Origin of the sequence: Pseudomonas sp. xss_4 (assembly GCF_043104125.1) — a bacterium.
GTDB lineage: Bacteria > Pseudomonadota > Gammaproteobacteria > Pseudomonadales > Pseudomonadaceae > Aquipseudomonas > Aquipseudomonas parafulva_B.
In genome coordinates this window covers 1-15,868 of record NZ_JBICKJ010000059.1, presented here as the reverse complement: position 1 = coordinate 15,868, position 15,868 = coordinate 1, and the positions used below count along the sequence as shown (strand labels likewise).

The 15,868-nt window shown below is 57.5% G+C and carries 15 protein-coding genes and 1 tRNA gene; 5 read left to right on the top strand and 11 right to left on the bottom strand.

The window, feature by feature from the left end; all coding sequences use genetic code 11:
- Positions 1-665: 665 nt before the first annotated feature.
- The 3 genes from ACF8GB_RS10865 to ACF8GB_RS10855 are packed head-to-tail and all read left to right on the top strand — an operon-like array spanning position 666 to position 2,923.
- The gene (locus ACF8GB_RS10865; RefSeq protein ID WP_354363247.1) at positions 666-1,694 is read left to right on the top strand and encodes a hypothetical protein; all 1,029 of its coding nucleotides are present in this window, start codon (positions 666-668) and stop codon (positions 1,692-1,694) included.
- Complete coding sequence (locus ACF8GB_RS10860) at positions 1,663-2,049, top strand: hypothetical protein (RefSeq protein WP_354363248.1); 387 nt, start codon at positions 1,663-1,665, stop codon at positions 2,047-2,049. Before ACF8GB_RS10865 ends, ACF8GB_RS10860 begins: the two co-directional genes overlap by 32 nt.
- Positions 2,036-2,923, top strand: coding sequence for a hypothetical protein (locus tag ACF8GB_RS10855; RefSeq protein WP_354363249.1), 888 nt, complete (start codon positions 2,036-2,038; stop codon positions 2,921-2,923). The genes ACF8GB_RS10860 and ACF8GB_RS10855 overlap by 14 nt, the downstream gene beginning before the upstream one ends.
- Positions 2,924-3,122: 199 nt before the next feature.
- On the opposite strand, the gene ACF8GB_RS10850 is transcribed toward ACF8GB_RS10855, so the two are convergent.
- The 6 genes from ACF8GB_RS10850 to ACF8GB_RS10825 all read right to left on the bottom strand — a co-directional run bounded on the left by ACF8GB_RS10850 (position 3,123) and on the right by ACF8GB_RS10825 (position 7,802).
- The gene (locus ACF8GB_RS10850; protein WP_392527018.1) at positions 3,123-3,458 is read right to left on the bottom strand and encodes a GrlR family regulatory protein; all 336 of its coding nucleotides are present in this window, start codon (positions 3,456-3,458) and stop codon (positions 3,123-3,125) included.
- A gap of 258 nt (positions 3,459-3,716) precedes the next feature.
- Positions 3,717-3,992, bottom strand: coding sequence for a hypothetical protein (locus ACF8GB_RS10845; protein WP_392527017.1), 276 nt, complete (start codon positions 3,990-3,992; stop codon positions 3,717-3,719).
- Positions 3,989-4,969, bottom strand: coding sequence for an integrase domain-containing protein (locus tag ACF8GB_RS10840; RefSeq protein WP_392527016.1), 981 nt, complete (start codon positions 4,967-4,969; stop codon positions 3,989-3,991). Before ACF8GB_RS10840 ends, ACF8GB_RS10845 begins: the two co-directional genes overlap by 4 nt.
- Before the next feature lie 928 nt (positions 4,970-5,897).
- The gene (locus ACF8GB_RS10835) at positions 5,898-7,217 is read right to left on the bottom strand and encodes a tyrosine-type recombinase/integrase (RefSeq protein WP_392527015.1); all 1,320 of its coding nucleotides are present in this window, start codon (positions 7,215-7,217) and stop codon (positions 5,898-5,900) included.
- Positions 7,218-7,379: 162 nt separating this feature from the next.
- Positions 7,380-7,455, bottom strand: a tRNA-Thr gene (locus ACF8GB_RS10830).
- Positions 7,456-7,553: 98 nt separating this feature from the next.
- A complete protein-coding gene (locus ACF8GB_RS10825) occupies positions 7,554-7,802 on the bottom strand; it encodes a hypothetical protein (protein WP_197844360.1) in 249 nt (82 codons plus the stop codon).
- Between the two features lie 585 nt (positions 7,803-8,387).
- Here ACF8GB_RS10825 and ACF8GB_RS10820 point away from each other — a divergent pair.
- The gene (locus ACF8GB_RS10820; protein WP_058639967.1) at positions 8,388-8,678 is read left to right on the top strand and encodes a DUF3077 domain-containing protein; all 291 of its coding nucleotides are present in this window, start codon (positions 8,388-8,390) and stop codon (positions 8,676-8,678) included.
- A 427-nt stretch (positions 8,679-9,105) separates the two neighbouring features.
- Here ACF8GB_RS10820 and ACF8GB_RS10815 read toward each other — a convergent pair whose 3' ends face one another.
- From ACF8GB_RS10815 to ACF8GB_RS10795, 5 genes are all read right to left on the bottom strand, one after another.
- Positions 9,106-10,311 (bottom strand): methyltransferase, encoded by a 1,206-nt coding sequence (locus tag ACF8GB_RS10815; RefSeq protein WP_392527014.1) that lies wholly within the window; start codon positions 10,309-10,311, stop codon positions 9,106-9,108.
- Between the two features lie 113 nt (positions 10,312-10,424).
- Complete coding sequence (locus ACF8GB_RS10810) at positions 10,425-11,114, bottom strand: ABC transporter permease (RefSeq protein ID WP_078477838.1); 690 nt, start codon at positions 11,112-11,114, stop codon at positions 10,425-10,427.
- Positions 11,111-11,806: an ABC transporter permease gene (locus tag ACF8GB_RS10805; protein WP_058606101.1), complete on the bottom strand. Its 696-nt coding sequence runs from the start codon at positions 11,804-11,806 to the stop codon at positions 11,111-11,113. Before ACF8GB_RS10805 ends, ACF8GB_RS10810 begins: the two co-directional genes overlap by 4 nt.
- A 54-nt stretch (positions 11,807-11,860) precedes the next feature.
- Positions 11,861-12,613 carry an ABC transporter substrate-binding protein gene (locus ACF8GB_RS10800; RefSeq protein WP_058639938.1) on the bottom strand — a complete coding sequence of 251 codons (753 nt, stop codon included), beginning with the start codon at positions 12,611-12,613 and terminating at the stop codon, positions 11,861-11,863.
- Between the two features lie 11 nt (positions 12,614-12,624).
- Positions 12,625-13,398: an ABC transporter ATP-binding protein gene (locus tag ACF8GB_RS10795; protein ID WP_058606102.1), complete on the bottom strand. Its 774-nt coding sequence runs from the start codon at positions 13,396-13,398 to the stop codon at positions 12,625-12,627.
- 638 nt (positions 13,399-14,036) lie between these two features.
- Here ACF8GB_RS10795 and gabP point away from each other — a divergent pair.
- Positions 14,037-15,422, top strand: coding sequence for a GABA permease (gene gabP, locus ACF8GB_RS10790; RefSeq protein WP_078477839.1), 1,386 nt, complete (start codon positions 14,037-14,039; stop codon positions 15,420-15,422).
- The last annotated feature ends 446 nt before the right edge of the window (positions 15,423-15,868 follow it).

The following is a 15,868-nucleotide window of genomic DNA, read 5'->3' as shown; positions in this document are numbered from 1 at the left end:
AAAGGCGGGTTTTTCGTGAATTCCAGAGATTTTGAAAGCCTTCTCTGAAACCTTATATGGTGCGGCACCAGGAATCGAAAAGCTCGATAACTACTTGATTATTATGAATTAAACACTAAGAAATGTGATCTTCTATCTCTAAAACTATCCTCTGCCACTACCCCAAGCCTTTGATGCATAGCTCCTGGACTATTCTGAGCTCCAGTCGGCGACCCAAGGATACGCTTCGTAGAATGCCGCTATCGAAGGCACTATTCGTCGAGGACACGTGCGGCGGTCAAATGCATCAAGCGCTGCACTGAACCGCGCTATCTGGGGCGGTGGGCCCGGTACCGCCTCAAGGCCTATGGTCTCCATGGAATTTCGAGGCACCGCAGCCCCACCAGCCGAGCTTGTTCGCGTTAATCGTAGAGGGGCCGGCTTCCTATTCGGGCCTGCCTCTGGGCAGCTGTTCGCGGCGCAATTCCTGACCATCATGGCAAAGCGCCAGATTTTTTGTTCTGCCAGATTGTGTTTATTTGTGTTAACGACCAAAATCCGCCGGCAGGGAAGCGGCAAGGTACGTAAGCCTCGCGGGTAGCCTTTAGGAGACTCATGCCATCTCTGTCGAACACGTTCGGCCGTATCGCGGTCGCCATGAAGTTTTTCAGATTTGGAGTGAGCTCGTGCTTAGCGCTGTGGAACAAGAACAAGCGAAGGTGGTGTTTGGATTGATCAGAGAGGCCAGTAGCCTTGAGGTTGTCCGAGATTTCCTGCGCAAGCATGACGTCCCAATCTCCGCAGCCAATTGGGATGAGCTGTACGCAAAAAGAATTGCGCCAGCTCTCGAATCGAAGAAAATTGCCCTGGACGATTTGTCCGTGCTCCTTCGTCAGGTAGAGGAGTATGGCAAACAGCACATCTTTCTTTTCAGATGTGACCCCGCCGATGCTTTGAAGATTTTGGCGCGAAAGCGAATTGAAGGGATAGCCAACGAGTTGAACCAATTCGGGCTCATGTCGATTCCGCTTCATTTAGAAATGCCGGAATCACCTGAGGTTGTGGATATACGTCTTGACGATGCGCCGAATGGTTCCGGCCCACTCTCATTGACAATAAAAGTATGCGAAACACGCGAAAGTAGTAAGTTAGTTGATGACAATCTAGATACAAACAAAAATCAACGCGTAAAGGTTTACCAAATAACGAAAAAGCGAGCGATTAGCATTGCTCACTTGGATCGTAGTGGCTTGCTTCAAATTCGAATTGCGTCCCGAGATAACTCTACGAAGTATCACGAGCAAGTTTCTGCTATGATCGCGACAATCCTAAAGTATGTTCCGATTGGATCATTCGAACAGGTTTCGCTGAGCAAAGCAAAAGACACCATGTACTACAAGCAGGAAGACTTCGCCGGCATCATTAGATATACGACCACGACGGCGATGAATGATTACGGGATTTCTATGAATCTCGCAGCGCCGAATTTGTCAAAGGGTCTTTCAGAGGATGATGGTTCATCTGCAGCGATGAAAGGCTTCATGGACAAAAAAGGTTTTGTGACGGGGTCTAATATTTGGTTTATAATGCCAAGTGATGCAAGCCGCCAGATACATGTGCTTTTGAGCGGTGAGCGGAACGAGTTTGCAGTCACAGGAACTTGCACGCCAGGGGAATATTCTTATGTTATCGAAAAGATTCTCTCCCTTAATTGAAGAAAATCCGCAAATCGCAGATGCTCTCATTAGGGTGGCAGAGCATTTTGGCGACATTGAAAAAGCCGATGGTGCACGAGTATATGATGTGACCATTAATATTAATAGGCTGTTTGACATTTCTCAAGCCGGCAGTTCAGCTCGTTTCGCGAAAGTAACGACGTCTTTGGTCAAAGCGGGAATAATGGTTCGTCATCTCGTAGTTAAGTCTCCAATGGGACCCGTTATTTTAGAGGTCGATAGTTGGTATGAATGTCCTGATGTGATATTCGACCCGTTGAGAGGAATTGAGATGGAAGTCAGCGACGACGATCTTGAGACTATGTTTAGTGTGGCTAAAGATGAATTCCACTGAAGTAGTTAAGCTTGTCGAGACTCTTTGGTCGTCAACCAATGCAAGACAAAGAAAAGAAGTATTTGGTTTAATAAGAGCCACCACTATACCGGAGGAGCATCGAGAGTTATTTGATGCGTTAGTGGATAACAAGCGCAGTGGTATACGGGATAGCTCAGAATCAAGAATTCTAGTATTGATTCATGGGATTCGGACTGATGGGGCATGGCAGCGGGAAGTCCAGCGCGAATTTCATGGTATACAAAATTTTCAAGTTCACGACTTGGGCTATGATGTAGTCACTGGTCTGCAACTTGCCAGCCCATTTCGCTCTGGGCCTGTTAATAAAATTGTGCGCGACATCCGAAGGCTTAAGGAAGAAGAACCTTTAGCCCGTATATCGGTAATTGCGCACAGTTTCGGAACTTATGTGGTGAGTAGAATACTTGAGGATCACCCAGACATAAGTTTTGAAAAGATTGTACTATGCGGTTGCCTGATAAAGCGTCAATATCCTTGGGATAGAAACGCCCGGTCAATGCGGAAAAGTGCAATATTGAATGACGTAGGTGTTCGAGATATATGGCCGCTGATAGCGAGCTGCACAACTTGGGGCTACGGTAGTACAGGTCGTGTTGGTTTTAAAAATGCGATGGTCACAGATCGATATTTTGACTACTCGCATAGCGAATTTTTTGAACATGACGGCCAACATATAAAACAGTATTGGCGCCCATTTTTCGAGAGTGATGAGATTGTACCATCTGGGTGGGAGCGACTTCCAAATCGAGCAAAAACAGGTTTTCTGACTTTATTTGCGGCCCATCAGAAAACCGGTTTAGCAGCAGCAGTTTGCCTTGCTGTCGCTGCAGCGTTAATATGGTGGGTTTTATAGGCAGTCGTTTATTGGCTGTCTATTTAGTCAATATTGATTTATAAATTTTTACTGCGGCCTTACTGGATATGCTTGATCGCCTAGCAATCTGAATGTAAGACCCCACCAGCCAGCAGGGTCTTATTAATCAGTCTTCAGCCTTTGGTCATGCGTAGGTCCGGCGAGCATGCTTAGTTATCTTAAACAGGCTCACCCAGGTTCACACCACAGGCTGTATTTTTCGACCACGCAGTTGTAGGGTTAGTTGCGGAACTCCTTCTACCGCTCCACGAAGTTCGATGGTTCCACCTTCGTAATCAACCCTACCTGTTGCCAGCAGTGTGTAATTGTCGATGCCTACGACATTCACATTACCTTCACGGTACTTCCGAACGGTAAATCGCGACTCGAAATTGCCAGATTCGGTTGGGACTTCCCCTTGGTAGAGGTAATGAGGATCGCCTCCATTCACCGCGCCGTCCTTCACAACCACGAGCCCGTCACCGAAATCGCCTGTGCTCGCGCGAAATTCCACATGAAAAATCCCACTAGCCATATCTAACAACCTCAATTGATTGGAAACTTAAGCGTAGTTGACCATCAAGGGAGCGTAGGATGAATGCTGTAACTTTTTGTGTGGGGTTAACTATTGGTCGTCAAATCAATGGCGTCAAAACTATCGAAATCCATGTGCGCACCTCAGAATTGCCTTGCACATAAGACAAATACAAGCACTGCTCTTGGCTAATTGCCACCCTTCGCCAGCTCCAGGGGGGGATTGCCGTCGGTCGTGACTATCAGGATCAGTTCCCTTTCAGATATTGAAAACCCAAGACTTTTTTAGACGTCGGGCGAGCAGTCGAAGGGTAAGGAGATAAGAATAGCGAGTCGCCTCCTTACGCTCGGCGAGATAATGCTCGAGAAACCAAACCAAGTGCTTACGCTTCCAGGCCCATGGTGTCACTCGCTGCCAGCGCTTTGCAATTTCACTCTGGATGGTCCTCGCCTGCCGCAACTGGCGTTGCCGGGTTGCGTGCGAGCCGGTCAAAACGCCAGCCAAGAACAACTCCATATCGAACGGCTTGCTCATGTCCGCCCCCCAATGTAGGCCGCAACCACATCGATCCGACCGTGCCCCAGTTCATAGCTGATTTGTCTCCGGGCCTCGCCATCAAGGTTCCTATCTACTTGGCAACAGTGGCCACCATTGATTGGCGCGGGGTAGTGCGTTATCTGCTCGTAGCGCTCACATGCGTACGCCGCTCGTAGCTCATGAAAGCCTTTGAGGTTGTGTGCATGCAGGATATCCCGGGCAGGGCGGATGATTTGTTGTAGGAGATTGAGGTAGCTTTCGTCTGGCGCAATTAGGTTGCGGCTACCCGCGGGCGACACCTGCCGTGCAAAACCAAGGGCACCTCGAACATGGTCGTCCACCGTAATCCAACGTGGCGCCGAGGCGCCGGCGCGGCCGCCTTTGGTGCCATCCTGGATGTTAATCCTACCTAGATCGATAGCCTCACGGCTAAGCCGTGGCAGGTCAGCCAAGATGGCCTCACGCAAGCGTATGCCGGTGGCTCGCGCCAACAGAACGATCGCGGCAGCGCGTGGCTGATGATGGCGGCAAAGCGCATCGACGATCTGCTTAACCTGTTCGCGGTCTTGGCCCTGTGTCACAGACTGTCGAACTCCGGTGCGCTGCATACTCAACGCCTTGCTCGGACTTGGCAACTTCACGTAATGATCACCGCGAAGCGCCGCCATGGTCCGGTTAACGCTGGATAGCCGGTTTTGTGCAGTGCTGACGGCGAGCTCACCGCGCCTCACCAAGTCACGCAGATACGCCGCATAATCGGCCAGCACTTTCCGATCAATCTGCCGGGCATCATTGATACCGGGCCCCTGTTCGGAGCGGCACCACTTCACGAATGCCCGCCATCGATCACTGTGCGCCTTGACCGTACCGTAATGGCCACCGCCGAACATGTCTTTCAGCGCCTGCGGTCCTGCGTAGCTCAATTGCCTGCCATAACCGAAATTACGACCATCGCGTCTGCCTACTAATGCCATGTCAGTCACCTCATCTACCGTTCTCCGATCCTCGCCCCACGTCATCCCGCCAAGAATGCTGAGTGTTATCAGGGATCAAGGCCCCTGCGACCTGTGGGAATGTCCTCTTCGCGGGACTGGCGGCTCCTTACGACCGGGAGCAAGGGCATCTCATGATCTGGCTTCCTGAGCACCGTTACCGGTGGGCGGGTGGAGGCTGCATTGGCTGACGAGACCAGTGCCGTGAGATCCTGAGCCGGGTGAACGCAGCAATGCGATGACCGGGGCATGCCTGACTGTCAGTCAGGTGCAGTCCATTCCTTGGTCTGCGGCACCATCATCTGCATGGCTGTTGCTGGTGACATCGGCGTTTGTCACGCCAATTGTCACGAGGGGAATTGCGGCTGAGTCATGTGCGATCAGGGCTGCAGCAGTGTTAGAAGCGCCCGTCTCTTTCCGGTGAAAGAGACGGGCGTAGGTTGGCGCACGCGAAATGGCCAAGCGAATAGGCTGCTGCTGAGCAGATGGGTAGGGTGGTTGCCGCAGGGGCAACGATATTGAGTTGGCATCCATCACATGGGTAGTGACCGTACGAGCTGCCGGACGCGAATCGTACTTGCGGGTGAACCACCGCGGGAGCGGCGTGACCTTAAAGGTTCTGGTCACCTGGGGTGCTGTCATCGACAGCTGTTGCGACTCCCGGTCTACGCTTGTGGACAATATTCGTCAAGTAGCGCGATATCAGGGATTTAGCGCCTGTGGATAAATCTATCCCCCGGTGGACATCAGTGGTTTTCCACAGACGTAAGCTGTGCCAGCAGTTTTTTTCTTAGGTATGGTCCTTTCAAACGGGGCGGCTTTGCAGCCCCGTTTGAAAGGACCCGCGCGGAGGAGCTTCACGGGGTGCTGTGGGTAACTTCACAGCGAGTTGAGGTGGTGGTGCGGCGGGTTACTCGGTCCTCTTGGCACTACGAAGCCGCGTGACGTTCTCGCCCGTCTGCTTGGCAAACTCATGCGGCGTCACATGGTCCTCGCGGTTCGCCTCCAGAAACCGGCTCCACCAGGTCATGATCATCCGGCGCTCTTCGAGGAACTCGGCCTTGTGGGTATAAGCGGCGCGCACGTTGTTGCGTTCCTTGTGGCTCATCTGTCTTTCGATAGCCGTCTCCGACCACAGCCCGGACTCGACCAGCGCACTGCACGCCATAGCCCGGAACCCGTGGCCGCAGATATCCACCTTGGTGTCATAGCCCATCGTCCTGAGCGCGGCATTCACCGTATTCTCGGATATCGGTTTCCACGGTTTGGCATCTCCCGCGAACACCAACTCGAACTTGCCGGTGATCGCGTGGATCTGCTCAAGCAACGCCACTGCTTGCGGCGATAAGGGTACAACGTGAATGTCTCCGGCCATTTTCGTACCCCTTGTGGAAAACGGTACGCCGTCGAGCGCCGGGCGAGTGTCGGGAATCTCCCAGATGCCGCGATTGAGGTCGAACTCGTTCCAACGGGCGAAGCGCAGCTCACTGGAGCGTACGAACACGTGCAGCGACAGCATCACGGTAAGGCGTGTGAGTGGACGACCTTTGTAGTCGTCGATGCGTGCTTGTAGCTCTGGCAGCCGCGATAAGGGTAGTGCGGGTCGATGTGTAACCCGTGGTGCTCTGATTGAGCCGTCAAGGTCGTGAGCCGGGTTCGCGGTGATCAGCCGCAGCCGTTTGGCTTCGCGCATGATGCTTTGAAGGTAGTTCTTGATCCTAAGCGCCACATCGATGGTGCCGCGTTTCGTCACGGCTTCTAGAGGCTGCATGAGGTCGTGGGTATCGAGCTCGACGATTGCCCTGGCACCGAGCAAAGGGAATACGTGAGTCTTCAACCGGCTGAGCACAGTCTTGGCGTGGCCCGGCGCCCACTTCGGCACCATCCCGGCATACCAATCGAGCGCAACGCTTTCGAAGGTACGGCCATTGATTACGGCTTGCACCTTGGCCTGTTGCTTGGATTGGATGGGGTCAATGCCGTTGGCGAGCTGCTGTTTGAGCTCGAAGCGCTTGTGGCGAGCATCAGCCAGCCCGACCACCGGGTAATTGCCGAGTGAGGTCAGGCCCTCTCGACCATCGGGCTTCACGTACCTGAGCCGCCAGCCTTTGCGACCGTTGGGCTTCACGAGCAGGTAAAGGCCATCGCCGTCAAAAAGCTTGTACTCACGTTCGCGAGCCTTTGCAGTGCGGCAGGCGTTGTCGGTAAGGGGAGCCGTTGTGCGAGCCATAAGGGTACTTTCCAATGTCGAATTGGTAGGTATCCTTAAAAGTACCCTTATTAGCGCTGGCTACCCTCGGAATTCGACGGAACGCCAAAACGAAAAAACCCGCCAAAAGGCGGGTTTTTCGTGAATTCCAGAGATTTTGAAACCCTTCTCTGAAACCTTGAATGGTGCCGGCACCAGGAATCGAACCCGGGACCTACTGATTACAAGTCAGTTGCTCTACCAGCTGAGCTATACCGGCAATGGGGCGTCATTATAACGATCGTTTGGCGTGTGTAAACCACTTCCTTGCGATTGTTTGAAAATGACCTAAGTCACCGACCCAAAAGGGGAATTTTCTTACCAGCCGCGGTGGATGTTGGTGACGCTTGGCTCGGTCTTGCCGGGGTTGAAGAACAGCTTGTCGTTGTCGCAGCCGCGCTTGCGGCAGGTGTTGTCGGCGCGCAGGGGCAGGCCTCGGTCGCCGCCCAGCTGCATGCCGGGGTGGTTCCAGCCGAGGTTGCCGGGGGCGGGGTGCGAGGGGGCGCTGGCGCAGGCGGTGAGGGCCAGGGCGAAAGCGAGCAGGGCGAGGGGCTTGGCTTGGGTCACGAGAGTCAGGTCCGTTGTCGAATCTGGCGCAACGCCAGATGGCCGCAGGGCTGGCAGGCAGCGCGCGACGTCACTTTTTAATGATTTGGGGGGCGCATGATACACGGTTGTGGGGGCGGGGATTAGGGGTGGGATGTTGCGGTGTTTGTGTAGGGGGGGATATGTGGTTTGGGGTGGGAGTTTTGGGGCCGCTCTGCGGCCCATCGCGGCGCGAGGCCGCTCCCACATGGGGATGAGTTGGGCTGGAGTGTTGTAGCTTGCGAGTCTTGGTTTTGTAGGAAATGTCTGGACTCTCCAGCTGGAGACTTCTGCAAGTTTAGTTATCGGACGTATCCTACGCGCTCTGCCGAAGTATCGCCGTTGTCTGGGAAATACCTCACGGATACCTTTGCCCCGTCGCTCTGGCGACCGGGTGTGAGAACCCGACTTTGAACCTAGCGGCTGCTCAATGGCGACCGTGCACGGGCAGACTTCGGTCTGGCCGGGCTTCCTATGTTCACTCGGTTTCTCACCCTGTGCACGGTTGCCGCCTTTGTCCCGTGAGAAGCATGAATGTGGCAACTCCTTTGAACATAGGGGTTTCATATGAAAACGATTGTTCCTGACCCACCCGTTGAAAGCGCTGTCACCACCGCAGGCGTAGAAACCTTCCTCCAAGCCGGCACCCCACCCGTAAACCTCCTTCGCGTTCAACCCGGCATCCCGGTGGATGCTGCGTACGAACATGTCTCGATCCTGATGGGTTACATCAGGCACCTGGTGCGTGAGGGGGACATGGAGGATGACCATAAGCTGCTCGGTGCTGCGGATTACCTCTGCGACATGGCCAACGCCTTGCTGAACGACATCGAAATCGCCAAAGGCAAGCGCCACTAGCGAAGGCCCACCAGAACCTCGGCTGCAGGGATGACGGTAGGGCAGGGTGCCAAGCGGATAGGCAACCCGTTTTCAGGCACCCGCCCAGTTCTTCGATAACGGCTCGCAGAAAACAGACTTCAAAATTTCAAGGCGATGGCATGCACTGAAGCCATTCCCAATTCCGGCATGGCAACCCCACCCCCTACGCATCAAACCTCTCTGAAATCAACAAAAAATCGCCCCCGGAAAATTGCTTATGCACAAGCGGCATCGAATACTTGTGCCAATGGCATAACTCAGGCCTCAACCAGCCGAATTTGCGCAAATGCCTGTTTTTGCTGGTCTTGAACGTGATTTTGGAATAAGCAAATCCATCTGGATGGCCGCGTACACCAACAGGTAACCCCAAGCTTGTTCACAGACTTATCCACAGGTTGTTCTGCGGCTATCTGTCGCGCTCGGCAAGGATCATCAGGTTGCGTGGGGTAAGGGCATAGTCGCAAAACACGCCCAAATGCACGTCATAGCCCTGTTCGGTCAGAAAAAGGGCACGATCCAATGCCAGCCAGAGTTCGAGCGGGCGTCGGAACAGGTTGCGCAGGCGTTCGAGGTTACGGACCTGCGCCAATCGCTCCCACCCCGCCGACTCCAAGGCCGCCCAGTCGATATCCCCGTGCAGCTCCAATTGCTTGAGCGCCGCCAGGTCACGGCAATACTGCTCGAAGGGCTTGGCCAGCCAGGCCACCGGCAGCGATGGCGTGGGTAGGTATTGGTCGGTCTGGCGCTGCTGGCGTTGCAGCAGGTCGAAGCCCAGGCGGCGGGCCATGGACGTGTCGCGCTGGCGGCGAACGCGGGCGCCGGCGGTGACGGTTTCGCTCAAGGGCAGGCCAAGGTCATCCAGCGACAGCTGCAAGGCCGAGGCACGGGCAGCTGTGGATAACGCTTGGTACTGGGCGGTGGCAATGCGGTTGTAGCAGCACGGGGCCACGGCCAGTTGTGGGCAGTTTTGCTGGCTGGCCAGGCGCAGCAGCTGAACATGCAGGTCGCCGCAAGCGTGCAGGGCGACCACGCTGGTGTCGGCATCCAGATGCTCGGCGCTGCCAGGGGCCATCACGTCCTGGTGGAGGTGTTGCACGGGCAAGTGGTGATGGGCACTGAGGGCCTGGCCGGCAGCCACCAGCTCGGGGTCGTACTCCAGGCAGGTCAGCCGCTGGCCGGGTTGCAGCAAACGCCGGCCCAAATGGCCTTTGCCCGAACACCAGTCCAGCCAGTGACGCGAGGGTGCCCGGAAGGCGAGGTGACTGGCGAAGGCTTCGATCTGCTGCCATTTGCGGCCGGGCACATTGACGTCAAGCCGGTGCGCGGCAGCGGGGAGCGCAATGGCTGGCAGGTTACCCAGAGCGCTGAGCATCTGGGCGGCATCAGCCAGCTGTGGATAAGGTGCGGGCAGTGCGTGTGGGTCGACGTCACCCTCGGCATCGGCCAGGGTGCTTTGGCGCAGATGTCGCGCCAGATCCGGGTAGGTGCCTTCCCAATCCAGGTGCAGGCGGGTGAACGGCCTGGGTTTCCACAGCGCCTGATGCTCGATCAAAAACCGATCAAGCGCCTGAAAGCGTTCGAGCAGAAGGTGGCTGTGGAGGGAGGTAGGCATTGGGAGCGCTGTCGATAGAAGGTGTTCAGGCCGTGCTGTCGGCTGAACCCGCTTTCACCCTTGCATCCACATGCTAGGCAAACACGGGCCAGCCGGCTGCGGCCGGTAAAGGATCAGCGCCCCTGGCAGGCGTCCACGCGCAACCAGCGCTCCAGCAGCTTGAAGCCCTGCACCAGCATGAACGAGATCAGCAGGTAGAACAGGCCAGCGGCGAAGAAGATCTCCACCGGCAAGTACGTGCGGGCAATGATGGTCCGCGCCATGCCGGTCAGTTCCAGCAGGGTAACCGTACTGGCCAGTGCGCTGGCCTTGAGCATCAGGATCACTTCGTTGCTGTAGGCCGGTAGGCCGATGCGGGCAGCCCGGGGCAGCATGATGTAGATCAGTGTCTTGGCCCGGGACATGCCCAGCGCCCGCGCAGCCTCGATCTCGCCTTTGGGAATGGACTGCAAGGCGCCGCGCAGGATTTCGGCGATGTAGGCGGCGGTGTGCAGGGTCATGGTCAGCACGGTGCACCAGAACGGGTCGCGCAGGTACGGCCACAGCGCGCTGGCGCGCACGGCGTCGAACTGGGCCAGGCCGTAGTACACCAGAAACAACTGCACCAGCAGCGGGGTGCCGCGGAAGAAGAAGATGTAGCTGAACGGCACGGCGCGCACGTACCAGTGCCGCGATGAACGGGCGATGCCCAGCGGAATGGCCAGGATCAGGCCGGCCACGACCGCGATGGCCACCAGCTCCAGGGTCAGGGTAGCGCCCTGGGCCAGGCGTGGCAGCCACTTGATGATCACTTCCCAGTTCATTGTTCGGCCCTCGCGAAGCCGCGAGCGGCGCGTTGTTCCAGGAAATGCATGCCGGTCATGGCGATGACGGTCAGGCTGAGGTAGATGCAGGCCGCCACCATGTAGAAGGTGAACGGCTCCTTGGTCACGGTCACGCCGATCTGGGCGTGGCGCATGATTTCTTCCAGGCCGATCACCGACACCAGCGCGGTGTCCTTCATCAGGATCATGAACAGGTTGCCAAGGCCAGGCAGGGCGATGCGCCACATCTGCGGCAGGATGATCCGCGACAGGATGCGGCCCTTGGACATGCCCAGCGCCAGCCCGGCTTCGCGGTGGCCTTTGGGGATGGCCAGGATGGCGCCCCGGAACACTTCGGTGGCGTAGGCGCCAAAACACAGGCCAAGGGCAATGACGCCAGCGGCAAAGGCGCTGAGCTCAAGGCCGGGCATGTGCAGGGCTTCACCCAGGGCGTTCATCAGGCCCACGGTGCCGAAGTAGATCAGCAGCACCCACAGCAGTTCGGGAATGCCCCGTACCAGGGTCGAGTAGAAACCGCCAAGCCACTGCAACGGCTTGATCGGGGAAGTCTTGGCCAGGGCGCCGAGCAGGCCCAGCACCAGCCCTAACAGCAAGGCGCACAGCGCCAGTTTTACGGTCATCAGGGTGCCGGCCATCATGGCCGGACCGAATCCGTGCAAGTCGATATTCATGGGCAGGTCATTCTAGGGAATGGCGCGCCACCGGGGCGCGCCAATCGGGGCGGATCATTCGATGCTGAACGGGAAGTACTTGTCGTTGATCTTCTTGTACGTACCGTCGGCCTTGATTTCGGCCAGGGCCTTGTTCAGGTCGTCGCGCAGCTTGGTGTCACCCTTGCGCACGGCGATGCCGATCTTGTCGCTGTCCATCACCGGCTCGCCCTTGAACTCGTAGTTCATGCCATCCTTGCTCTTGAGCCACTCGTATTGCACGTACTTGTCGGCCAGGATGCCGTCGATACGGCCGGAGACCAGGTCCAGGTAGGCGTTTTCCTGGGTGTCGTACAGCTTGATGTCCACACCGCTGTAGTTGTCTTCCAGGTAGGTGCCGGCCAGGGTGGCGCGCTGGGTGCCGATGACCTTGCCCTTGAGCGAGTCCTTGTCAGTCTTGAAGTCGACGTTCTTCGGCGCGATGAACTGCAGCTTGTTGGAGTAGTACGGGTCGGTGAAGTCCACCGCCTGCTTGCGCTCGTCGGTGATCGACAGCGACGAGATCAGGAAGTCGAACTTCTTGGCGTTCAAGGCCGGGATGATGCCGTCCCAGTCGGAGGTGACGACCGAGCACTCGACCTTCATCTTGGCGCACAGGGCATCACCGATGTCCTTGTCGAAACCGACGACGTTGCCGCTGGCGTCCTTGTTGTTGAACGGTGGGTAGGCGGCTTCGATACCCATGCGCAGTTTTTCCGCGGCCATGGCATTGGCCGACATCACCAGGGTGGCAGCGGCTGCCAGGAGAAACTTCTTGTAGGTGTGCATGTATTGCTCCGTTAGCGGTGGCTGGACATGAATTGCTTGCAACGCGCCGAGGTCGGGTTCTCGAAGACCTGCTGCGGCGATCCCTGCTCTTCGACCAGGCCCTGGTGCAGGAAGACCACTTCACTGGACACCTGGCGGGCAAAGTTCATCTCGTGCGTCACCAGCAGCATGGTACGGCCTTCGTCGGCCAATGCGCGGATAACGTTAAGCACTTCCTGGACCATTTCCGGATCGAGGGCCGAGGTGGGCTCGTCGAACAGGATGACCTTGGGCTTCATGGCCAGGGTACGGGCAATGGCGGCGCGCTGCTGCTGGCCACCGGAAAGCTGGGCGGGGTAGCTGTGGCGCTTGTCGTAGATCCCCACCTTGTTGAGCAGCGCTTCGGCTGCCTCGACGGCCTCGGCCTTGCTTTGGCCAAGTACGCGGCGTGGGGCCTCGATGATGTTGTCGAGGATCGACATGTGCGGCCACAGGTTGAAGTTCTGGAAGACGAAGCCGATTTCGCTGCGCAGGCGGTTGATCTGGCGGTTGTCGGCAGCCATCAGGTCGCCGTTCTTCGCCGCCTTGAGCTTGAGGGCTTCCCCGGCCACGAGGATTTCGCCCTGGTGCGGGTTTTCCAGCAGGTTGATGCAGCGCAGCAGGGTGGACTTGCCGGAGCCGGACGACCCCAGGATGGAGATCACGTCACCGTCGCGTGCGGTCAGCGAAATGCCCTTGAGAATTTCCTGCTCGCCATAGCGTTTATGCAGGTTGCGGATTTCCAGCGCGGGCGTGGCCTGAGCCATGTGCGGTCCTCATGTGTTCGGGTGCGTTCCCAGCTGTTGGCGGCCTTCCTGGCGTGCGCCAAGCTAGCATAGCGGCATTATGACGGCCAACAGGGTCGCCGGGCACTCTGGGCATTGGTGGGGCAGTTTGTCGCATCGTTGCAGCGCAACGTCGCGCAGATGTCCACAAGGGAGGTTGCCCGGCACCAGAGCCATGATGAAAAAAGGCGCGATGGTGCCAGTTTTGACGGTTCCAGGGAAGCGCTTTCGGACCATGTGCCCGTGAAACCTGACTGTCCGGGCAGCCTGTCGAGCCACCCTGGTGCAGCCTTTTTGACCGCCGCCTTGGCCTAGGGTTGTACCGAAGGGTTGCGCCCTGTTTGCCTTGCGATGGTGCGCAGGTGTTACCGAGGGGCACCTTTGGTGCATTTGTAAGTGAGTATTTCGGTAATGAGCGCTTTTCATGGCTAATCGGCCACGCGGTGGCGTTTTTTGCCCTAGCCCCCGCCGTTGTTGGTCTTGAGAGTGGTCTGGTCGAGCGCGCGTAGCACATGGCGCGGTTATTGCCAGTCTCCAATCAAGGGTTGCCGCTGTGCATGCTCCAGACGCGAGCCGCGCATCTGCAACCGACGTGATCTACTCCTTGCAAAGGTAGTTTTATGAGCGGCAACAATTCCAATGACCTCGCTCAGGGGCTTAAACAACGGCATGTGACCATGCTGTCCATCGCTGGCGTCATCGGCGCAGGCCTGTTCGTCGGTTCCGGCCACGCCATTGCAGCGGCGGGCCCGGCGGTGCTGCTGGCCTATGCAGCTGCCGGTACGCTGGTGGTGCTGGTCATGCGTATGCTCGGTGAAATGGCAGTGGCCTCACCCGACACCGGTTCGTTCTCCACCTACGCCGACCGCGCCATCGGGCGCTGGGCAGGGTTCACGATCGGTTGGTTGTACTGGTGGTTCTGGGTGTTGGTCATTCCGCTGGAAGCCAACGCCGCTGCAGCCATCCTGCATGCCTGGTTCCCGGCCGTGGACCTGTGGGCGTTCTCCCTGCTGATCACCTTGGCGCTGACCGTGACCAACCTGTTCAGCGTGAAGAATTACGGTGAGTTCGAGTTCTGGTTCGCCCTGCTCAAGGTGTTGGCCATCATCGCGTTCATCGTGGTCGGTTGCGTGGCCATGTTCGGCCTGGTACCCACCAGCCAGGTCAGCGGTGCCAGCCACCTGTTCGACACCCAGGGCTTCATGCCCAACGGCCTTGGCGCCGTGCTGGCTGCCATGCTGACGACCATGTTCTCGTTCATGGGCACCGAGATCGTCACCATCGCCGCTGCCGAGTCCAAGGACCCGGGCAAGCAGATCAGCCGCGCCACCAACTCGGTGATCTGGCGGATCTGCCTGTTCTACCTGGTGTCGATCTTCCTGGTCGTGGCGTTGGTGCCATGGAATGACCCGGCGCTGGCCGAAGTCGGCTCGTACCAGACCGTACTCAGCCGCATCGGTGTGCCCAATGCCAAGCTGATCGTCGATATCGTGGTACTGATCGCCGTGACCAGCTGCCTGAACTCGGCGCTGTACACCTCCTCGCGCATGCTGTTCTCGCTGAGCAAGCGTGGCGATGCCCCGGCGATGGCCCAGCGCACCACCAAGGCGGCTACGCCTTACGTGGCGGTGTTGCTGTCCACTGCGGCGGCGTTCCTGTGCGTCTTCGCCAACTTCCTCGCGCCGGCCCAGGTCTTCGAGTTCCTGCTGGCAAGCTCTGGCGCCATCGCGTTGCTGGTGTACCTGGTGATTGCCGTTTCGCAACTGCGCATGCGTGCCAAGCGCGAGGCCAGCGGTGAGCAGATCGCGTTCAAGATGTGGCTGTTCCCAGGGCTGACCTGGGCGACCATTGCCTTTATCGTGGCGGTACTGGGGGTAATGGCACTGCGTGAGGACCACCGCATCGAGATCATCGCGACGGCACTGCTGAGCATCGCCGTGGTGGCTGCGGGGCTGCTGGTGCACCGCAAGCGCGAAGCTGGTGGCCAGGCGGCAGTGGTCAAGTAAGGCAGCGGCGACCGCTCGCTTGCCCTCTGGTGCAAGCAGCGGCTCTACGCGAAATCTGCAAGCTTGCACAATGCCATGTAGCGGTCCTTGCCGGGGGCCGGGCCGGCCGCGACATATCTGCTCAGAAGCTGAAAACCTGGGGCTGCTGCGCAGCCCATCGCGGCACAAGGCCGCTCCCACGAGATGGCGTCAGCAAGGTCATCTGCTTCAGGCAGTAGCCATCGGCATACGCGGCATTTCCCATGCAACTGCCATCGCCATGCATGGCACTTCCTTCAAGCAGAGCGCCACAACCTTTCAAGGCTTTTGACTCAGCGGTAGGTCGGCAATGCAAACCGCTGCTGACTCTGCAGCATCGAGATCACCGGCAGCTCACCAGCTTGCCGTTCTGCCTCGCAGGATCACTGCACCTGCAGGCTCAACTGCACCTGCAGGATAACCCGCTC